The sequence below is a fragment of the Acinetobacter sp. ANC 3929 genome, assembly GCF_000369405.1.
Taxonomy (GTDB): domain Bacteria; phylum Pseudomonadota; class Gammaproteobacteria; order Pseudomonadales; family Moraxellaceae; genus Acinetobacter.
Genome location: NZ_KB850000.1, coordinates 1,203,753 through 1,224,305, shown reverse-complemented (window position 1 = coordinate 1,224,305; position 20,553 = coordinate 1,203,753). Strand labels below are relative to the sequence as shown.

The 20,553-nt window shown below is 41.9% G+C and carries 14 protein-coding genes and 1 pseudogene; 11 read left to right on the top strand and 4 right to left on the bottom strand.

Annotated elements, in window-relative coordinates:
- Window positions 1-34: 34 nt before the first annotated feature.
- The 5 genes from F909_RS02525 to F909_RS02545 all read left to right on the top strand — a co-directional run bounded on the left by F909_RS02525 (window position 35) and on the right by F909_RS02545 (window position 6,493).
- Window positions 35-943, top strand: coding sequence for a metal-dependent hydrolase (locus F909_RS02525; protein ID WP_005154010.1), 909 nt, complete (start codon window positions 35-37; stop codon window positions 941-943).
- A 127-nt stretch (window positions 944-1,070) separates the two neighbouring features.
- Window positions 1,071-2,078 (top strand): putative solute-binding protein, encoded by a 1,008-nt coding sequence (locus tag F909_RS02530; protein WP_005154008.1) that lies wholly within the window; start codon window positions 1,071-1,073, stop codon window positions 2,076-2,078.
- 164 nt (window positions 2,079-2,242) lie between these two features.
- Window positions 2,243-4,651 carry an FdhF/YdeP family oxidoreductase gene (locus F909_RS02535; RefSeq protein ID WP_032878251.1) on the top strand — a complete coding sequence of 803 codons (2,409 nt, stop codon included), beginning with the start codon at window positions 2,243-2,245 and terminating at the stop codon, window positions 4,649-4,651.
- Window positions 4,652-4,678: 27 nt separating this feature from the next.
- Window positions 4,679-5,467, top strand: a complete 789-nt coding sequence (gene fdhD, locus F909_RS02540) for a formate dehydrogenase accessory sulfurtransferase FdhD (protein WP_005154005.1) — start codon at window positions 4,679-4,681, stop codon at window positions 5,465-5,467.
- A gap of 84 nt (window positions 5,468-5,551) precedes the next feature.
- Window positions 5,552-6,493 carry a Dyp-type peroxidase gene (locus tag F909_RS02545; RefSeq protein ID WP_005154004.1) on the top strand — a complete coding sequence of 314 codons (942 nt, stop codon included), beginning with the start codon at window positions 5,552-5,554 and terminating at the stop codon, window positions 6,491-6,493.
- Window positions 6,494-6,542: 49 nt separating this feature from the next.
- Here F909_RS02545 and F909_RS02550 read toward each other — a convergent pair whose 3' ends face one another.
- The 4 genes from F909_RS02550 to F909_RS02565 form a co-directional block, all read right to left on the bottom strand.
- Window positions 6,543-6,938, bottom strand: coding sequence for an acyl-CoA thioesterase (locus F909_RS02550; protein WP_005154003.1), 396 nt, complete (start codon window positions 6,936-6,938; stop codon window positions 6,543-6,545).
- Window positions 6,939-7,023: 85 nt separating this feature from the next.
- Window positions 7,024-8,424 (bottom strand): AdeC/AdeK/OprM family multidrug efflux complex outer membrane factor, encoded by a 1,401-nt coding sequence (gene adeC / locus F909_RS02555; protein ID WP_005154002.1) that lies wholly within the window; start codon window positions 8,422-8,424, stop codon window positions 7,024-7,026.
- Window positions 8,425-8,503: 79 nt separating this feature from the next.
- Complete coding sequence (locus F909_RS02560) at window positions 8,504-11,614, bottom strand: efflux RND transporter permease subunit (protein ID WP_005154000.1); 3,111 nt, start codon at window positions 11,612-11,614, stop codon at window positions 8,504-8,506.
- Window positions 11,614-12,759: an efflux RND transporter periplasmic adaptor subunit gene (locus F909_RS02565; protein ID WP_005153990.1), complete on the bottom strand. Its 1,146-nt coding sequence runs from the start codon at window positions 12,757-12,759 to the stop codon at window positions 11,614-11,616. The genes F909_RS02560 and F909_RS02565 overlap by 1 nt, the downstream gene beginning before the upstream one ends.
- A gap of 145 nt (window positions 12,760-12,904) precedes the next feature.
- On the opposite strand from F909_RS02565, the gene adeR reads away from it, so the two are divergent.
- The 6 genes and pseudogenes from adeR (at window position 12,905) to F909_RS02595 (ending at window position 20,523) form a co-directional block, all read left to right on the top strand.
- Window positions 12,905-13,636: an efflux system response regulator transcription factor AdeR gene (adeR, locus tag F909_RS02570; protein ID WP_005153989.1), complete on the top strand. Its 732-nt coding sequence runs from the start codon at window positions 12,905-12,907 to the stop codon at window positions 13,634-13,636.
- Between the two features lie 42 nt (window positions 13,637-13,678).
- A complete protein-coding gene (gene adeS / locus F909_RS02575; RefSeq protein WP_005153988.1) occupies window positions 13,679-14,758 on the top strand; it encodes a two-component sensor histidine kinase AdeS in 1,080 nt (359 codons plus the stop codon).
- Between the two features lie 220 nt (window positions 14,759-14,978).
- Window positions 14,979-16,334, top strand: a complete 1,356-nt coding sequence (locus F909_RS02580; RefSeq protein ID WP_005153987.1) for an LLM class flavin-dependent oxidoreductase — start codon at window positions 14,979-14,981, stop codon at window positions 16,332-16,334.
- Between the two features lie 89 nt (window positions 16,335-16,423).
- A pseudogene (locus F909_RS02585) lies at window positions 16,424-17,471 on the top strand (NADP(H)-dependent aldo-keto reductase).
- A gap of 463 nt (window positions 17,472-17,934) precedes the next feature.
- Window positions 17,935-19,431 carry a porin family protein gene (locus tag F909_RS02590; RefSeq protein ID WP_032878249.1) on the top strand — a complete coding sequence of 499 codons (1,497 nt, stop codon included), beginning with the start codon at window positions 17,935-17,937 and terminating at the stop codon, window positions 19,429-19,431.
- Between the two features lie 24 nt (window positions 19,432-19,455).
- Entirely contained in the window at window positions 19,456-20,523 is a 1,068-nt protein-coding gene (locus F909_RS02595; RefSeq protein ID WP_005153984.1) for an ABC transporter substrate-binding protein, read from the top strand.
- Window positions 20,524-20,553 lie beyond the last annotated feature (30 nt).

Below are 20,553 nucleotides of genomic sequence, written 5' to 3'. Positions count from 1 at the left end.
TGTGATAAATGAAGGCTGTAAAGTTGAGGTCAATATGAATGCAATTACTCATCATAAACTGGTTGCACGACCTGTAAAGTTTGATTTTTCTGACTCTCCTGTGCAATGGATTCCAAATGATCCAGTGTGTTCTCATCTGATTAATGGAATTAATTTAATTTTACCTGCAGGTGAGTTCTGGTTCTGTCGTGTCTATAACAAGGCTTTACCTTATGTAAAAGATCCGATTCTCATGGATGACGTAAAAGGTTTCATTCGCCAAGAGGCAACCCATGCACGAGCACATCAAGGGGCACAGGAATTTCTGAAACAGCATGATTATGATTTGGACCCCGCGTTTAAAAAAATTAACTGGATCTTCGGTATCTTACTTGGTGAAAGCCCTTTAGGCATTAAACAATTAGAGGTCAAGCCATTAGAGCATTTCTGGTTAATTACACGAGTCGGAGTGGTTGCTGCTATTGAGCATTTTACTGGTGTGCTCGGACAATGGTGCATGGACAATAAATCATGGGACAAAGCTGATCCTGTCATTGCTGACATGTTCCGTTGGCATTTGGCTGAGGAAGTAGAGCATCGTTGTGTTGCATTTGATTTATTTAAAGAAATGCTACCTAACCCGATTCTTTTTTATCTTTATCGTCAGTTATTGATGGCCTTGGTTTTTCCGATTTTTATTTATGTATTGGCAGACGTCGGTCGACACTTAGGTAAACAAGATCCAGATCCAGCTGTAAAAAAGATCGCGAACAAGAGTTTATTTGGCATTTTATTGACCTATAACAAACAAGCCAAAGTGACAGATAATGGACCGACATTAACATTTTTAACTCAAGCAACGATTCGTTGGATTTCTCCTAAGTTTCATCCAGAAACGGAAGGAAACACGCAACAAGCTTTAGATTATTTGGCACGTTCACCTGCCGTTCAAGCCTTAAAATAGGGACTGCAATTATAATTTTTTATGATTCAGTATTTAAATAACGATGATTCAGAGTCGTTATAAATAAAAAGGCACATCAAGTGTCTTATGAGGAAAACAAACATTAAGTTTGTAGAAGGAAGGAAATATGAAAAAAATCGCACTTGCTATCGTAACAACTTCAATGTTGAGTGTCTCTGCTTCGACCCAAGCAGCGATTGATGTTTGTGTTTTTGATATTTTAGGTAAATCTGGTGAGGCTTATAAAATGATGCAAGACTGGGCATTGGCAGCCAAAGGTTGGGGCGCAGATATCAATCTTTTGGCGATCACTGATGAACAGGTGGCAGATAACAATTTTAAAGCAGGAAAATGTGCTGGCGTCGCAATGACGTCAATGCGTGCCCGTCCATATAATAAATTTGTAGGTTCAATTGATTCTTTAGGTGGCGTACCGAGTGATGAGATCGCGAAACGTGCCATTACCTTCGTATCTGACCCGCGTAATGCAGCGAAAATGACCACCAATTTGGGTGGTAATAAATATGAAGTGGTCGGCATTTCTCCACTGGGATCAGCTTATATTTTTGTCCGTGATAAAAGCATTAACTCAATAGAAAAAGCGGCAGGTAAAAAGTTTGCAGTATTGGGGTATGACGATGCACAAAAACTGATTGTACAACGTGTTGGTGCACAAGCGGTGCTTTCAGATATTTCCAACTTTGCTGCTAAGTTTAACAATGGTCAGGTAGATATGATTGGTGCGCCAGCTTATGCATATAAACCTTTGGAGTTAAGCAAAGGTTTAGGTACCAATGGCGTTATGTATAATTTTCCTGTATTACAAGTGACTGCAAATGTAGTGATCCGTCCTGAAAAATTTCCCGCTGGTTTCGGACAGAAATCCCGTGATTGGTCGGTAAAACAACTGCCAAAAATATTTGCAACGATTAAGCGTTTGGAAGCTGAAATCCCTGCAAAATACAAAATGAATTTAACCCCAGAAGATAAATTGAAATATCAAAAAATGATGCGTGATGGGCGTATTGAACTGACTCAACGTGGCATTTACGACGCAAGTATGATGTCTGTATTAAAGAAAGCGCGTTGCTCAGTGGATAAAGCCAACTTTGAGTGTGCTTTGACTGGAGAGTAATTTAATAATTTTGATCAAATGATAAATAAAGCCTAGATGATCTAGGCTTTATTTTGATGCCAAAAAATACAGGCATAAGACAAATCAAGAATAGAAAAGAAGCAAAATTCATGTTAATCCTATCTGTAGCCAATGTTAAAAATAGCTCAGATGAGGGCAGCGTGATGGATAACTCAGAACAACCCATTCATAAGCAAGAAAATACCAGCTTTGCAAGAATTGAACCCTATACCCAACCTGCAGGTGGATGGGGCGCATTACTGAGCGTTGCCCGAAACTTAAAAAGGCAAGATATTTTAAAAAAAGGTTCAATCACCTTACTTAATATTAATCAGCCGACTGGTTTTGACTGTCCAGGCTGTGCTTGGCCAGAGAAAAAGGATGCGCACGCCTTTAACTTTTGTGAAAACGGTGCCAAGGCTGTGGCTTTCGAAGCAACCAGTAAAACAGTAACACCTGAATTTTTTGCACAGCATACAGTGAGTTGGCTTGCTGAACAGAATGATTTTTATCTTGAAGATTTAGGTCGTTTAACTGACCCAATGCGTTACGATCCTGTATCAGATAAATATGTCCCGATTTCTTGGGATGAAGCTTTTCAGTTGATTGCCAAACATCTACAAGCACTCGATCATCCTGATCAAGCTGCATTTTATACGTCTGGTCGTGCCAGTAATGAAGCGGCTTTTTTGTACCAATTATTTGTCCGTAGCTTCGGTACTAATAATTTTCCAGACTGTTCCAATATGTGCCACGAAACCACCAGTGTTGGTTTAAAAGATGCGATTGGTTTAGGTAAGGGCACAGTCACTCTAGATGATTTCGATCAAGCAGATGCTATTTTTAGCTTTGGGCATAATCCAGGTACCAACCATCCAAGGATGTTGGCAACCTTAAGAGAAGTCTCTCGGAGAGGCGGTAATATTGTTGCGATTAATCCAATCAAAGAACGTGGTTTAGAGCGCTTTCAAGATCCGCAAGCACCATTGGAAATGATGACCAATGGTAGTACCCCAATTAGTCGCTATTACTTCCAACCCAAAATTGGTGGTGACTATGCACTGATGTTTGGGGTAATGAAGCATTTATTGGAGTGGGATAAAAAGGCACTCGAGAAAGGGAAAGCAAGCGTTTTTGATCGCAGTTTTATTGAAATGAATACCATTGGTTTTGATGAGATGTTGGCTGAGATTGATGCTACAGCGTGGTCTGAAATCCATAAGCATACGGGACTTTCACCTGAACATTTAGAATCGATTGCCCAGATGTATGTTGATGCGAAAACCGCTATTTTCTGTTGGGGAATGGGGATCACTCAACATCGCCATGGCACCGCCAATATTCATATGCTGGCGAATTTGATGCTGGCGCGTGGACATATTGGTCGTCCAGGCGCAGGTTTGTGTCCAGTGCGTGGGCATAGTAATGTGCAAGGTGACCGTACCATGGGTATCAATGAAAATCCAAGTGAGGCTTTACTAGACAGTATTGATCGTGTATTTGGAATCAAATCGCCACGTAAACATGGTTTTGGCGTGGTCGATACCATCAAGGCCATGTACGAAGGTGATGTAAAAGTCTTTATTGGCCTTGGCGGTAACTTTGCCGTTGCAACGCCTGATACACCTTATACCCAAGAAGCTTTACGGCGTTGTAATTTAACCGTCAATATTACCACCAAGCTGAATCGTAGCCATCTGGTGTGTGGTCAGGATGCGTTGATGCTGCCTTGTTTGGGGCGTACCGAAGTGGATATGCAGGTGCATGGACCTCAAGCGATTTCAGTAGAAGATTCGATGAGTAATGTGCATCTTTCAGCAGGGCGTAATCCACCGATTTCTGAAAATATCTTGTCTGAACCCGATATTGTGGCCCGTATGGCAGAAGCCGTGTTGCCTGAGAGTCATGTGAAATGGCGCTGGTATATTGAAAGTTATGACCGTATTCGTGACTCGATTGCCGAGGTGTTTGATGAGTTTCATGACTTCAATCAGCGGGTCTATCAACCGAGTGGTTTCCATTTAGAGCATCCGGCCAATCAGCACGTCTGGAATACCCCAAGTGGCAAAGCACAATTTTTGATTACACCATTGGCCGAAGTATATGAGGACGAAGAAAACCAGTATGCTGCGAGCTATAGTGAGCAACAGGTTTATACCTTGATGACGACGCGTTCGCATGACCAGTACAACACGACGTTATATGGTCTGGATGACCGTTATCGTGGGGTATTTGGGCAGCGCCGTGTATTGTTTATGAATCAGGCCGATATTGATGCATCAGGCTTTGAGGCTGATCAATGGGTCGATATCGAAAGTGTGTTCTCGGATGGGGTTAAACGGATTGTACATAGTTTCCGTATCGTACCCTATAACATTCCGCAAGGCAGTCTGGCAGCGTACTATCCTGAAACCAATCCATTGGTGGCCTTAGGCAGTCATGATAAATATGCCAAAATTCCAGCATCGAAAAGTATCCCTGTGATCCTGCATGCAGGTCAGGCGCCTGAGCATTTTAACTTAGCAGTTGCAGTTGATCCTGAACATGCCAATGAACGTGTGGGTAGTGTCTAGTTGCGCGCTTAAGTAAAGAGGTCAATTGTGGATACCAAAACACGCGGCTATGAAACGGTGCAAGTGCATCGTTTCCATCAGGATCATTCTGAAAATGAAATGGATTATATCGTTCAGGAGTATCCTGTAGCGTTGATTTATAATGGAATCTCTCATGCTGTGATGATGGCGACGCCGTCAGACCTTGAGGTATTTGCCAAAGGTTTTAGTCTCTCGGAAGGGATATTACACAGCCTAAACGAGTTGTATTCGCTTGAAATTCGTCACACTGCATTAGGCGTTGAGGTCGATATGACGATTTCATCGCGTGCATTTATGGCACTCAAGGAACATCGCCGAATGATGGTGGGACGTACTGGCTGTGGTTTATGTGGGATTGAAAGCCTAAAGCAATTTTATGCCGATCTACCTTTAGTCAGCAGTAAGGTTTCGTCCTTGTGGCTCAAGCAAATTCCAAACGCCATTGCTCAACTGAAAGCCCGCCAAAAAATTACTGAACTCACTGGTGGCGCACACGCTGCGGCTTGGGTGGTGAAAGGACAAATTGTGGCACTGTTTGAAGATGTTGGCAGGCATAATGCCTTGGATAAATTACTTGGTCATCTGGCGGAGCAAAAACTGAATGTTGCCGAGGGCTTTGTGGTGATGACCAGTCGTGCCAGTTATGAGCTGATCCGCAAATGTGCACAATATAATATTGGACTATTGGCGACCATTTCTGCACCCACCAGTATGGCGATTGAAATGGCAAAGCAATTAAATCTCACCTTAGCCAGTTTTTGCCGTGGTGATAGCTTTGTTTTGTATACGCAATAATAGTAAAAAATTGTGATTTGTTTGATCTCTAATGCATTGATTTGTGTAGGATATGAGCATTAAGTTTTTTTATTCCCAAATATTATGAATATACCTTTAAGACCTCAGCCTGTGATCAACAATCTTTCAGGTGAAAATGCTTTATTTATCGTGCTTGGCATCAACACCAACCCAGATCATTCAGAGGTGATTGATTTTCTTGCAAATTTTTCAGCCTTAGTCCGCAGTTTAACCAATCGTTTTCCAAACAGTAATTTCAGTGCTTCGGTGGGGATTGGCTCAAATGCTTGGGATTTGCTGTTCCCAGATTTAAATAAGCCGAAAGAACTGGCACCATTTCAAGAGATCAAAGGGCCGAGACATACAGCGGTCGCAACAACAGGCGATTTATTCTTTCACATTCGTGCCAATCAAATGGCAATTTGTTATGAACTTGCCTCAATTTTGCATGAGCAATTAAAAGAAGATACTTACCCAATTAGCGAGACCAAAGGTTTTAGATACTTTGATGGTCGCGCCATTCTTGGTTTTGTCGATGGGACTGAAAACCCTGAGCATGAAATTGCCAAAGAGATTGCTTATGTCGGTTCAGAAGATGCTGAGTTCCTCGGTGGCAGTTATGTATTTATTCAAAAGTATTTACATAATATGGAAATGTGGAAGGGACTAAGTACTGAAGAACAGGAAAAGGTGATTGGTCGAAAGAAATATGATGACGTCGAGCTTGGCGATGACGTTAAACCGCAAAGTGCACATAATGTCGCGAGTAAGGCACATGATGCTGACGGGAACGAACTTAAAATTTTAAGAGCCAATATGCCATTTTCCAATCCAACTGAAGGAGAATATGGTACCTTCTTTATTGGCTATTCACGTTCTTTTAATATCACCAAAACTATGCTTGAGAATATGTTCTTGGGTAAAGAAACTGGACATGTCGACCGCTTACTGGATTTCAGTACACCTGTTTCAGGTAGCTTATTCTTTGTTCCAACCTTTGATTTTCTCGAAGATTTAGGCGAGTAAGGATGATTCGATCCGCTGAAATGAATGTATTTATTTCAGCGGGAAATACTTATTGAGGAATCAGATATTGTTGTAACTGGGTTCTGAATTGATCTGGGATACGACCTGATTTTTGTGTACTGAAATCGAAATACACCTGAACCGCTTTACCACGCGCAACGCAATGCTCATTTTGCCAGGCTTCATGTGCAACAACGAATGAAGAATTTCCAATCTGTTCAATCCATGTTTTGATTTCGATGTCCGCACCGTAATAGATTTGGGCGACAAAATCGACTTCAACGCGTGCAAGAATCAAAGGCAGATTCTTGATGTTCATGTCTGGGTTAAATAGGCGGAAAACTGGTTCACGTGCAGTTTCAAACCAACCTGTAATCACAGTATTGTTGATATGTCCGAAAGCATCGGTTTCATAGAATCTGGGTGTAATCGAAAGGGTAAACATAGATGAATGGTTATTTTCTGATTTAAACCCAAATACTATAAGGGCTGAATCTTTAAAAATCAGCCCAAATAGTCGACTTAAGCGTTTACGAAGCCTGAGATAAGCCACCACCTAAAGCTTTATAGAGTTCGATCTGATTGTTTAATTTGGTTTGTTCCAACAGCAGTAGACCTTGTTGCGCCGCATAAGCAGAACGCTGCGCGTCCAACACGGTCAAGTAACTGTCAATGCCTGCTTTAAAACGAGCCGTAGATAATTTATAGGTGATATCGGTTGCGGAAACCAAACGACGTTGGGCATTTAAACGATCTTCAATATGGGCACGAGCAGCAAGGGCATCATTGACTTCACGAAAAGCGGATTGAATAGCTTTTTCATAATCCGCAACTGCAATTTTTTGCTCTGTTTCAGAAATTTTAATATTGGCTTTACGCGTTCCCCAATCAAAAATTGGAAGATCAATACTTGGCCCAACTGACCAAGAGAAGCCTCCTGATTTAAATAAATCTTTGAGATCTGTCGATGCATAGCCCGCTGAGCCTGTCAGGCTAATGGTCGGGAACATACGTGCTTTTGCTGCCCCAATATTTGCCCCAGCAGCAAGCAGTTGATATTCGGCAGCTTTTAAGTCTGGACGATTATTGAGTAAATCACTGCTTAAGCCTGTTGCAAAACTACGTTCAGCACTAATACTTTTCAAAGCTTGATTCGGCAGGAGATTTTGAGGAATAGCTTGGCTAGCCAATAGATCCAGTAGGTTTTGTGCTTGTGACACTTGAGTTTTATAGGTTGCAACATCATTTCGCGCTGTTTCAACTGAAATCTGTGCCTGACGTAAAGGAACTTCACTATCAATCCCGACATCAAAGCGTTTTTTGTTGAGGTTATAGGAATCGAGTTGTGCTTTTAAGGTCTGCTCAGCCAGATTTAAATTGGCCTTTGCATAGGCATAATTCAACCATGCTTGGCTGACCTGACTCACCAGACTAATTTGAGTGGCATCTCTGGCACTTTGGGTGGCAAGGTAATTATTCAGTGCCGTATCTTTTAAGCTTTGTACACGGCCCCAAAAGTCTAACTCATAAGCGGTTACCCCAAGACCCACTTGAAAGGTGGAATAAGGATTATTCGGATTCACAGTAGGGGTCACTTGGCGTACGGCACTGCCAGTTGCTCCGATGGTCGGTAACTGGTCATTCTTGCTGATTTGATATTGTTGCTGTGCACGTTGAATATTCAGTGTTGCAGTACGTAAATCACGATTGTGATTTAAACTGATTTCGATCACTTTTAATAAACGTGAGTCAGAAAAAAATTGTTGATAGCCCTGATTGGCAATCGAAGTTCCAACTGTGGTTTGAGAAAAATTTTGCGGAATATCGGATTTGATCACAGGTTTTGGTGCCTGCATATTCATACACGCCGTCAAGGCAATTGAAAGCGTAGAGACAAGCAGGCCACGAGATAAGACAGTCACTTTAGACATGGTCTTCTCCAAATAATATAAGGATAAATACAAAGGGAGATTCAGAGGAAATCCGTTGATTTCCTCTGCTCAATGTCATTTAAGATGGATTTTTTTGCTTCGAAGAAAACAGCTTTTCAACTGCACTCAGAATGAAAATGAAGAACACGGGTACAAAGAAGATCGCCAGAATCGTCGCTGAAATCATGCCTCCAAATACACCTGTACCTAAAGCATGCTGTGTTTCCGAACTTGCACCGGAAGCGATGACTAATGGAATCACACCACAGGTAAAGGCCAGGGAAGTCATCAAAATCGGGCGTAAACGAAGTTTAGCTGCGGCAACGGTGGCCTCAATTAAACTCATACCTTCTTCTTTTAGCATCTTGGCAAATTCGACAATCAGGATCGCGTTCTTGGCAGACAAACCAATAATTGTAATCAGGCCAATTTTAAAGAACACGTCATTCATGAGGCCACGAGACATAATCGCAACCACGGCACCAAAGATACCCAAAGGTACAACCAGCATCACTGAAAGTGGAATTGCCCAACTTTCATAAAGTGCAGCGAGAACAAGGAATACCACCAGCATAGAGAGAGCAAGTAAGAATGCCATTTGTGACTCAGACTGTTTTTCCTGTAAGGAAATACCTGTCCATTCATAGCCGATGCCTTTTGGCAATTTGGCAATCAGGTTCTCCATTTCACGCATGGCATCGCCTGATGAGGTATCAAAGTTCGGGATACCTGCAATACTCAATGATGGACGACCGTTATAGCGGTTATATTGCTGTGGTGCTTTATTCCATTGTGGTGTCACCACTTCAGATAGAGAGACCAATTGCCCATTTGAACCCATCACTTTCAGATTCAAAATATCTTTTAATTGCATTCTTGATTTGGCATCGACCTGTACAATGACTTGTTGCATACGTCCCTGATTTGGGAAGTCATTGATATACATTGAACCCATTGAAGTTGAAATAATGTCAGAAACATCTGAGAACTTCACACCAAGAACATTCAATTTTGCACGGTCAATTTTTAAAGAAATATTGTCACCTTGTGGTAGGCCCTCATTCCAGACCATATAGAACTTTTTATTTTTGGCGGCCATTTCCATTAACTGGTCTTGTGCAGCTAAAAGTGCAGGCATCCCTAGGTTAGCACGGTCTTGTAGGCGTAAGCTAAAACCAGAAAAAGTCCCAAGTTCATCAATGGCAGGCGGAAGCACAGCCATGCTTGCGCCTTCTTTGCTATGTGCCATCGTTTCATTGACAGCATTGGTCATTTCGCTGGCACTTGAAGTACGTTCTTTAAAATCTTTGAGCGTGGTAAATGCAATACCCACATTTTGGCCTGAACCACTGAAGCCCCAACCCATAATGGTGGTGTTACTTTTGACATTCGGATTGTCTTTTAAACTTTTTTCAAATTCATTGACCACGCCTCGTGTTCGTTCAGCAGTGGCATCAGAAGGCAACTGGAATGAAGTCAGAAACCAGCCTTGATCTTCTTCTGGCATAAAGGCGGTTGGCCAAAACTTCATGCCTGCAAAGGTAAGACCTGTAATGACCACAAAAATAGCCATCATTGGAACGCTATGCTTGATCACTTTCAGCAGGATCAACTCATACTTTTTAGTAACTTTATCGAAGCTACGGTCAAACCATGCAAAAAAACCTTTCTTTTGATGATGTCCATCAATCGGTTTGAGAATGGTGGCACACAGTGCAGGGGTCAAAATCAACGCCAATAATGCCGAGAACAGGATTGACACTGACATGGTTAGGGTAAATTGTTGATAGATAATGCCGACCGAACCACTGGCAAATGCCATCGGTAAGAATACTGCGGCCAAGACTAAGGTAATACCAATAATTGGGCTGGTGATTTCCTTCATCGCCTTGGATGTCGCTTCTTTTGGCGGCAGACCTTCAGTGGCCATAATCCGCTCGACGTTTTCTACCACTACAATCGCATCATCGACGATAATCCCGATGGCCAGTACCATACCAAACATGGTTAGTACGTTAATCGAGAAGCCTGCCATCAGCATGACTGCAAAAGTACCCAGCAGCGCAATTGGCGCAACAATCGCTGGAATTAAGGTATAGCGAACATTATGCAAGAATAAATACATCACGATGAAAACCAGAACCATGGCTTCAAGTAAGGTATGAATTACTTTTTCGATTGAAATTTTAACGAAAGGGGCCGTGTCATAAGGAATACTGAATTGCATGCCTTCTGGTAAATTGAGTTTTAGTTCTTCAATTTTTGCTCTGACACCTTCAGCTGTTTTCACAGCATTGGCACCCGGACTAAGTTGAATTGCTGCAGCCGTTGCAGGCTTACCATTTTCTAAAATTGCAAAGTTATAGGCCTGTGACCCCATTTCCACATTGGCAACGTCAGATAGTTTAATGACACTACCACTGGTCTTACTTTTGAGACTGATATTCTTAAATTGTTCAACATCGCCCAATTGACCTTCGGCAGATAAAGGAATTGTAATCAATTGACCTTTAGCAGCAGGCAGATCACCAAGTCGACCAGGTGCAATCTCGACGTTATTTTCACGGATGGCATTGTTGACATCACTAATCGACAGACCGTAAGACACCAATTTGTTTGGATCAACCCAGATACGCATGGCTTTTTCAGCACCGAAGGATTGAACTTTACCTACACCTTCAACACGTTTCAGCTCTTCGACCACGTTACGGACCAAATAATCACTCACGTCAACTTCCGAATATCGTCCATTCGGTGAGTTGATTCCGACCAGCATCAGGAAGCCTGATGAAGAGGCCTCAACCTGTAAGCCTTGTTGGCGAACCACCTGAGGTAGACGTGCTTCAACAGCTTTGATCTTGTTTTGTACATCAACCTGCGCCATTTCAACATTGGTACCGGGTTTAAAGGTCGCCGAAATCTGAGCTGTACCCGAGGTATCCGTTGTCGCGCTATAGTAAAGTAGGTTTTTAACCCCAGATAATTCCCGTTCGATCAAAGTCACAACGCTGTCATTGATCGTTTTTGGGGTTGCACCCGGATATACCGCAGTAATGTTGACTTGAGGTGGTGCCACACTTGGAAAGCGAGCAATTGGTAATTTGGGAATACTAAGGACCCCAAATAAAATAATGAAAATCGCAATCACCCATGCAAACACTGGGCGGCGAATGAAGAATTGTGACATCATCATTGAGCTCCTTGTATTGCAGGTACTTTCCAGTTACTGATTTCAAGTTTTTGGTTCGGTTGAATACGATCAACACCTTCTACAACCACTTTATCGCCTGTTTTTAGGCCTTTATTGGCAATATAGAACTGATCATATTGTTGTCCTAGCTCAATTGGGCGAATCTCTGCTGCACCTTTGGCATTGATCACATAGACTTGTGGCTCACCATTAATGTTACGTTGAACCGCTTGTGCTGGAATCAATAGGGCTTGAGGAATGGAAGCACGGTCAATATTGACACGCACATACATACCTGGAAGTAATTTTCTTTCAGGGTTCTGAACTTCGATCCGAATAGTGACATCACCAGTTTCTGGATCCACATTGATATCTTCAAATAGCATTTTGGCTGTCACGTTATACGCTTGACCATGGCTATTTGAAATACGTACCGTTTTTTCATTATTGGCAGATAGCTCACCACTTTGTAGCGCAGCCTGTAAGCGTTCGTATTCACCAATTGACTGTTTTACATCAACATAAACTTTATCGATCTGTTGTACAGTTGCCATGGTATTGGCATCACCTTGGCTAACCAATGCACCTTCGGTCACAAAAGACTGTCCTATACGACCCGAGATTGGGGCACGTACCGTGGCATATTGCAGGTTCAGGTTTTGACGGGTGAGCAGCGCTTTCATTTGGGCAACATCGGCTAAGGCCTGACGATATTCAGCTTGTGCATTGCTGACTTCTTGCTTACTGATCGCATTGCTTGGCAGTAATTGCTCATAACGTTCCAACTGAACTTTTAAACGCACCACTTCCGCTTCGGCTTTATTGAGGGAAGCTTTGTTGCTATTGACATCGGCCTGAAAGGTTTCGGCATTGATTCTATAAAGTGCTTGGCCTGCTTTGACTTCACTGCCTTGTTTAAATAGCACTTTTTCAATAATACCACCGACCTGAGGACGGATCTCTGCAGTACGGAAAGCCTGCACACGGGCGGGTAAATTTTCACTAAAGTTCACTGCTTGCGGTTGAAGACTTAACACGCTCACTTTGGCAAGTGGCGTTTCAGCCGGTTTTGCCTCGTCAGAGCCACAGCCTTGCAGTACAAGCCCGATGGATAAAAATAATGGAAGTAATAAACGCTTTTGCATTTTGTCCGACCTGGGGAGTTTTTGATGCTGACATTATTTTCCTGCTTTGTGTAACCAACATCGGGGAAGTGTGGAAAAAGTGTGGAGATCGACAGATAAATCAGCGTATCATGCAAAATGACTGTAGTTATTCGATGATTGATTCATGTTTGAAGCCTCATTTTCTTTTGATTGCCGTGATAAACAGATTCTCGTCGTAGAAGATGAGTACGATATTGGCGATATTATTGAGCACTACTTAAAACGTGAAGGCATGCAGGTGCTTCGAGCCATGAATGGTAAACAAGCAATTGAAATGCATGCTGCTCAACCGATTGACCTGATCCTGCTGGATATTAAATTACCTGAATTAAACGGCTGGGAGGTGCTGAGCAAAATCCGCCAAAAAGCCCAAACTCCCGTGATTATGCTGACTGCACTGGATCAGGAAATTGATAAGGTCATGGCCTTAAGAATTGGTGCGGATGACTTTGTGGTCAAGCCTTTTAATCCCAATGAAGTGGTCGCGCGGGTGCAGGCTGTTTTGAGAAGAGCACAACAAAATCAGCAAGCACAAAATAAAAATCTGCTGTATAAAAATATTGAGATCCACACTGCGATTCACAGTGTATATGTACATCAGCAAGATCGGAAAACCTTACTAAATTTAACCCTGACAGAATATAAAATTCTGATTCTGATGCTGGAGCATCCACATAAAGTATTTACCCGAAGTGAGTTGATGAGCTATTGCTTACCCGATAGTGATGCTTTGGAGCGGACAGTGGATAGCCATGTCAGTAAATTAAGAAAGAAACTTGAGGAGCAAGGACTAGAGCAAGTCTTAATTAATGTTCGTGGTGTGGGTTATCGTTTTGATCATCCGCAAACGTTTTAATTTTTAGTTGCAAATATTTGCACAAGTTGTTTGAGAAATAACATGAAAAATAAGTCAGGCATTAGTAAACAGCTCTTCATCGCCTTAAGTATTGTGAACTTGAGTGTGACGCTCTTTTCAATTTTTCTTGGTTATTTTATTTATAACTATGCGATTGATGCGGGTTGGATTACCTTAAGTTCATTACAAGATGACTGGACTGAATTTCATTTTGTTGACTGGATCTGGTTGGGGACCGTGATTTTTTGTGGTGCTGTGATTTCTTTGATTATTGGTATGCATCTCGCACGACGATTTATCGTACCGATTAATTATTTGGCCAAAGCGGCAAAGAAAATTAGTCAAGGTGATCTTTCAGCAAGGGCCGATGACACCAAGATTCACTCTACTGAAATTGCTGAACTGATGAATAATTTCAACGACATGGCACAAAAATTAGAAAGCTCGGTTGAAAATGCACAGGTCTGGAATGCTGCAATTGCACACGAGTTGAGAACACCGATCACTATTTTACAGGGGCGTTTACAAGGTGTTCTTGATGGTGTTTTTAAACCTGATGAGGGCCTATTTAAAAGCTTATTAAGTCAGGTAGAAGGCTTGTCACATTTGGTTGAAGACCTGCGGACACTGAGTTTAGTGGAAAATCAGCAACTCCGATTAAATTATGAAAAGATTGATTTTAAACTGCATGCGGAAAAAGTTTTAAAATTGTTTGAAGATCGCTTAGCAAAAGCCCAAATTATCCCCATATTAGATGTGAGAGCTGCATTTATAAGTTGTGATGGTCGGCGTATCGAGCAGATACTTATTGCCTTGATTGAAAATGCAATTCGTTATGCAAATGCAGGAACACTTAAAATTTCTACGCAGTGGATTGCAGATGATTGGGTGCTGAAAATTGAGGATCAAGGTCCAGGTATTGCTCCCGAGTATCAACAAGACTTATTTGATCCATTTTTAAAATTGGAGCAGTCACGAAATAAAGAATTTGGTGGGACAGGTTTAGGTTTAGCCGTTGTTCATGCGATTGTGATTGCGCATAAAGGGAAGATTGAATACAGCAATCCTGCCAATAATAGTGTGTTTACCATTAAGCTGCCTGCAACATCGTCTTCTGAATAAATCCAAATCATGGATGACAGTAGATTTACTTCAATCAAGTTTTATGGACGAGCATTGTTGATTTTCCACCACCCCCTCAACAGAATCATGCTGTTGCGGAAGCATAGATAAAATTCCCTTTTTTTAATTAATTGATATTTATAAATAAAAAAATGGCACTCAATTTGTATTAATCACAGTGAAAGATGAATTGTGTTTAACAACAAATTTGGAGTAGAACATGAGTAGAAAAATTCGATTAGGTGCATTTATTCCAGCAACAGGACAACATGTCGCTGCATGGCGACATCCAGAATCGCAACCGACAAAAGCTGTTGATTTTGATTTTATTAAAGAACAGGTGCAGTTAGCTGAAAAAGGTTTATTTGACGCTTATTTCTTGGCTGATGGTTTGGCTGTTAACTTTGGTCAAGCTGAGAAAACAGGCTACAGTGATAAAGTAGCTGGCTTTGAACCAGTCACACTATTCGCGGCTTTATCGACGGTGACCAAACATATCGGGTTTATTGCAACTGCATCAACCACGTATGAAGAACCGTACTTATTGGCACGTAAGTTTGCTTCTCTAGATCACCTCAGTCATGGTCGAGCTGGATGGAATGTGGTGACTTCTGCTTCGGAAGCCGCTGCCGCAAACTTTGGATATGAACAACAAATTCCACATGCAGAGCGTTACGAGCGCGCGCAGGAATATGTTGATTTGATTAAAAAACTTTGGGATAGTTGGGAAGATGATGCCTTTATTCATGATAAGGCATCAGGTATTTTCTATAACCCAGAAAAAGTGCATAACCCGAATCATCAAGGCAAATACTATGCCGTAAAAGGTGCTTTGAATGTGCCACGTACGCCTCAAGGTTACCCCGTCATTGTGCAGGCAGGACAGTCAGGGCCAGGGCGTGATCTCGCAGCACGATATGCAGAAGTCATTTTTACTGCGAATCAAAAGCTGGAAGATGCGCAAGAGTTTTATCGTGATGTGAAAAGTCGTTTAGCGAAATATGGACGCTCAGCGGATGAACTCTTAATTTTACCGGGTGTTTCTGCGTTTGTGGGTCGTACCGAAGAAGAAGCACACGCTAAATACCAACAGCTTACTGACTTGATTCATCCAGAAGCAGGGCTTGCTTTACTGAGTGGTTTAAGTGGCGGCTTTGATTTTTCAGGCTATGATCTGGATGGTCCATTCCCAGAGTTGGGTGAAGGTCAAGGAATGGTGAGTCGTCCAGCTTTAATTGCAGATATTGCCAAGAAAAACAATTTCAGTATTCGTCAGCTCTATGAGTGGGTTGCTGGCGCACGTGGACATTGGCAACTGATTGGCACACCTGAACAGATTGTCGACCAATTACAACAATGGTTTGAAAATGAAGCAGCCGATGGTTTTAATATTTTGCCACCAAGTACGCCAGCAGGCTTAAATGATTTTGTCGAGTTGATTGTGCCAGAGTTGCAGCGCCGTGGTTTATTTCGTACCGAATATGAAGGAACGACGTTGCGTGAAAACTTGGGATTGGCACGTCCAGAAAATCAATATGTCCTTGCTCGACAGGCTGAAAAAAACAAAGCCAGTTAAAATCATGTTAAAACTGAAGTATAAATTAAAGAAACAAGGGCGACCATTAACAGTCGCTCTTGTGTGATCACAATTGAATTGAGTGAAAAATGCAATATAGAAAATTAGGTCAAACTGATACTGATGTCAGTGTGATTGCGCTAGGCACGATGACTTGGCGAACAGAATTCTGAATCCGAAGCACATGAGCAGCTGGATTATGCAGTGGAGCAAGGTGTAAATCTGATTGATACCGCTGAAATGTATCCTGTACCACCGAAGCCAGAGACACAGGGCTTAACTGAAAAATATATTGGGACATGGTTAAAGCAGTCACAGAAACGAGACCAAGTCCTGATCGCAAGTAAAGTGGTAGGCCGTTCAGGAAAACTAACCCAAGCCTCGCATTTTCGTTCAGGCCAAACCAAGCTAGATCGCGCGAATATTGAAACTGCATTGCATGATAGTCTGGGACGTTTACAGACGGACTATATTGATATTTATCAACTTCATTGGCCAGACCGAAGTACCAATCATTTCGGTGAATTGGGCTATAACCATGTTGAAGATGAAGATACTGTTCCAATTTTAGAAACGCTGACAGTTTTGTCTGATCTCATTCAAGCAGGTAAGATCCGACATATTGGATTATCTAATGAAACACCATGGGGTGTGAGTCAGTTTTTAAAGTATTCCGAAACATTAGGTTTAGCACGGGTCGTGTCTATCCAAAATCCCTATAATTTATTGAACCGTAGTTTTGAAATCGGCAATGCTGAAATTGCAATCCGAGAACAGGTGGGTTTGCTGGCATATTCGCCTTTGGCATTTGGTGCATTGACGGGTAAATACCTAGATGGAGCACAGCCAGCAGGAGCACGTTTAACCTTATGGGAACGCTTTGCACGGTATAAAGGCCAAGCATCTGAAGATGCAATTCGTCGTTATGTTGCGTTGGCGCAGCAATATGATTTAGATCCTGCCCAGTTGGCTCTAGCTTATGTGAACAGTCGCCGTTTTGTGACCAGTAATATTATTGGAGCGACCAATTTACAGCAGCTCAAAACCAATATTAAGAGTATTCACCTACAGTTATCCGATGAGGTCATTCAAGGGATTGAGCAAATTCATCAAGCTCATCCTAATCCTGCACCTTAAAACCTAGAGAATATTGTTCAATATAATCTCTTCTTTTCTACAGGGCGGCTGAGTCATTTCAGCTGTCCTTTTTTCTTTTCAGATAAGCATATCGCTGTACGATTCCTATATCTAAAAATAAGAAATAAAAACCTGAAAATATGCTGTTTTGGTATAAGCATGGTGCTGGAAAATCAACATAGCTTCAACAGGTAAATAGAGATAAGTTTTTATAAATATTGATATAAAACAAATATTTATTACTTGGCATGCTGCTTGCAAATATCTCGGTATATAAATCAAAGATTGCTTTTATGCAGGCTGAGGAGCACAGGATGAAGATGTTGCGATGTTGTATGTAAAGTTAATTTCTCTTTCATTTTTTAATTCATTTCGTTGGGATCTTTTTCGGTGTGATTGCTTATTCAGTCACACACAGGATTTTTTACTCAAATTTTATTGTTTTAGTTTAGGGGCTTTATTGGTGAAAAAACATTATCTCTCTTTATCGATCGCTTTGGGCATTTCAACGCTTTTGGGAAGCGGTACAGCTCAGGCAGCAGAAGATATTGATACAACTTTAGCGCAGTTACAGACGCAATTGACTGCTTTACAGCAACAGGTCAATGCATTAAAGCAAAAGAAACAAGCTTCAACCGAGGTAGGTGAAACAGCTCAGTTTGTAGCTCAAGATGAAACATCAGCTGATACTCAGGAAGAAAATACAGAACATAGTTTTGCGACTCAAAGCGAGTTAGCTGGTTTCCGGAGTGATTTAGAAAACTATAAGTATGATCAATCACGCCAATATGAGCGTACTTCGGTCAAATCAATTCGAGATACGACTTTGTATGGAACGGTACAAGTCCGTGCACAAACACAAAGTCGGGATACCTCTGCGGGCAACCCAGCACCTGTTACACCACGGCGTAATACTTTTGATATCCCAACGGCTTTATTTGGTGTACGGGGAAATTTATATCGAGATTATAAAGAAGGCAAAAACTTAGATTACCAATTGTCTTTTAGCTACGGCAAACGTACGGCTACAGCGGGTAGTGCCAGTGATTTGAATTTGGCCGATGCTTTTCTGCGCTATAACTTTACGTCGACCAATGGTGGTCCCGAAGTCCCTCGTCTAAACGTGACGCTTGGTCAACAACTGATTCCATTTGGCTTAGACCCACAATCTCCGGAGGATTTAAGACCGACCATCAACGTTGCAACAGGGCTGGCGCAATTGGGTCTATTCAATCGCCAGACAGGTCTGATTGTGCGAGGCGATGTCAAACCATTTGTGGATTATTCATCAAACTACCGAGCGCCATTATTTGAATATGCTTTAGGTGTGATTAACGGAAATGGCACCAATAAAGTTGATGACAATGACAAGAAAGATTATATCGGACGGGTGGCTTTTACTTTACCCGTTGATTATGCCAGTTGGTTCCGTGAGTTGAAATTTGGTGCTTCTTATCTCAAAGGAAGTAAAAACGTCATTGCAGGCAGTAATGTTCTCAATGGTAACGGTCGCAATGATCGTTTGGGGTTCGATATTTACTACAACCATGCGCCATTTGGCGTGACTTATGAATATGTTAAAGGACTTAGTGACTATGCAACGGCCACAGGTTCCACCTCCGAAGTAAAGTCTGAAGGGCATACCGCAACCTTGTTTTATACCTTTGGTGATCAATTTTATAACAGTGTGAAATCTGTCGCGAAGTTTGACGACTTTTGGCCGAAATCAATTCAGACCTTTTATCGCTATGACAGTTACAACCCCAATAAAAATGCTGATGTCATTGGTATTGCAGGGCATGGACTTGGCAAAGTCGATATTCATACTCTGGGCCTAAACTTCTTCTTTGCACAAACCACAAAATTCCAATTAGGTCTGAATCGCTGGAGCTATGACCACGAGACAGCTGCGCAAAAAGACTTCTCGGAAGTGCAAGCGCAATTCCAATACACCTTTTAATTTTCCAATATGAGTAATGACACAATGAAATTTTTGACGAAACATTTATTTGTTGGTGCAGCGGCAGGTTTACTGGTTGCTACCAGTTTCTCCGTTTTTGCTGAAACTAATCCCACAGAAATTCGACTGGGGGTTCCTGGTGCAGGTGTAGGCGGAAAACCCAAAGTTGGGGGAAGTGCTTATGCAAGTGCGAACTTACGTGGCATTTTGGAAAAAGAGTTTGCCAAAGATGGCATCAAGGTGAAATGGAGCTTTTTTCCTGGTGCAGGCCCAGCATTAAATGAAGCATTAGCCAACAAAAAAGTTGATTTTGGTATTGGGCATGGTGATTTGCCTTCGATTGTCGGACGCTCGACAGGATTAAAGTCCAAGCTGCTATTTGTGACAGGACGTTTTGGACCTGTGTATTTTGCAGTGCCATCTGATTCAAGTGCTAAAAGCCTAGCAGATTTAAAAGGCAAAACCATCTCTGTATTTAAAGGCACCAACCAACAGCTAATTTTGGGACGTTTATTACGGAAATATGGATTCACTGAAAAAGATTTTCGTGTGATTAGTCAGGACTTTTATTCAGCTCAAACCTCACTCTCGACAGGTGATATTGATGGTCTAATTACCAGTCCGTGGACATTGGAAGCACGTGGTGTGGCAAAGCGTATTTTAGAAGTGCGTAAAGATCCAAATCTGAATGGTCCATTGGTGGCATGGGTCAGCGAAGATTTTGAGAAGAAATATCCACAGATTGTACAACGCGTGGTGACCACATTTATTAAGGATAACGTGTGGAGCTCGGATGAAAAGAATCGTGATACACAGTACAAGCTATGGGCTCAAAGTGGTGTGCCTTATCTTGACTATAAAAAAGACTGGGATGATAGCTTGCTGAAAGATCGTAACTCACCATACTTTGATGACTATGCAGTCAACTCATTAAAGAAATCAGTTCAGCAGTCGATTGATTACAAACTGATTCGCCGTCCAGTGGATGTGGATTCTTGGATTGAACCGAAGTATCTCAACACCGCGATTCAAGAACTGAAACTGGAAAACTTCTGGCCAAAATTTGATGTGAATGGCAACCGTAAAAAGTAATTGTGATCAGACTTGAGCCAAGGGTGCGTA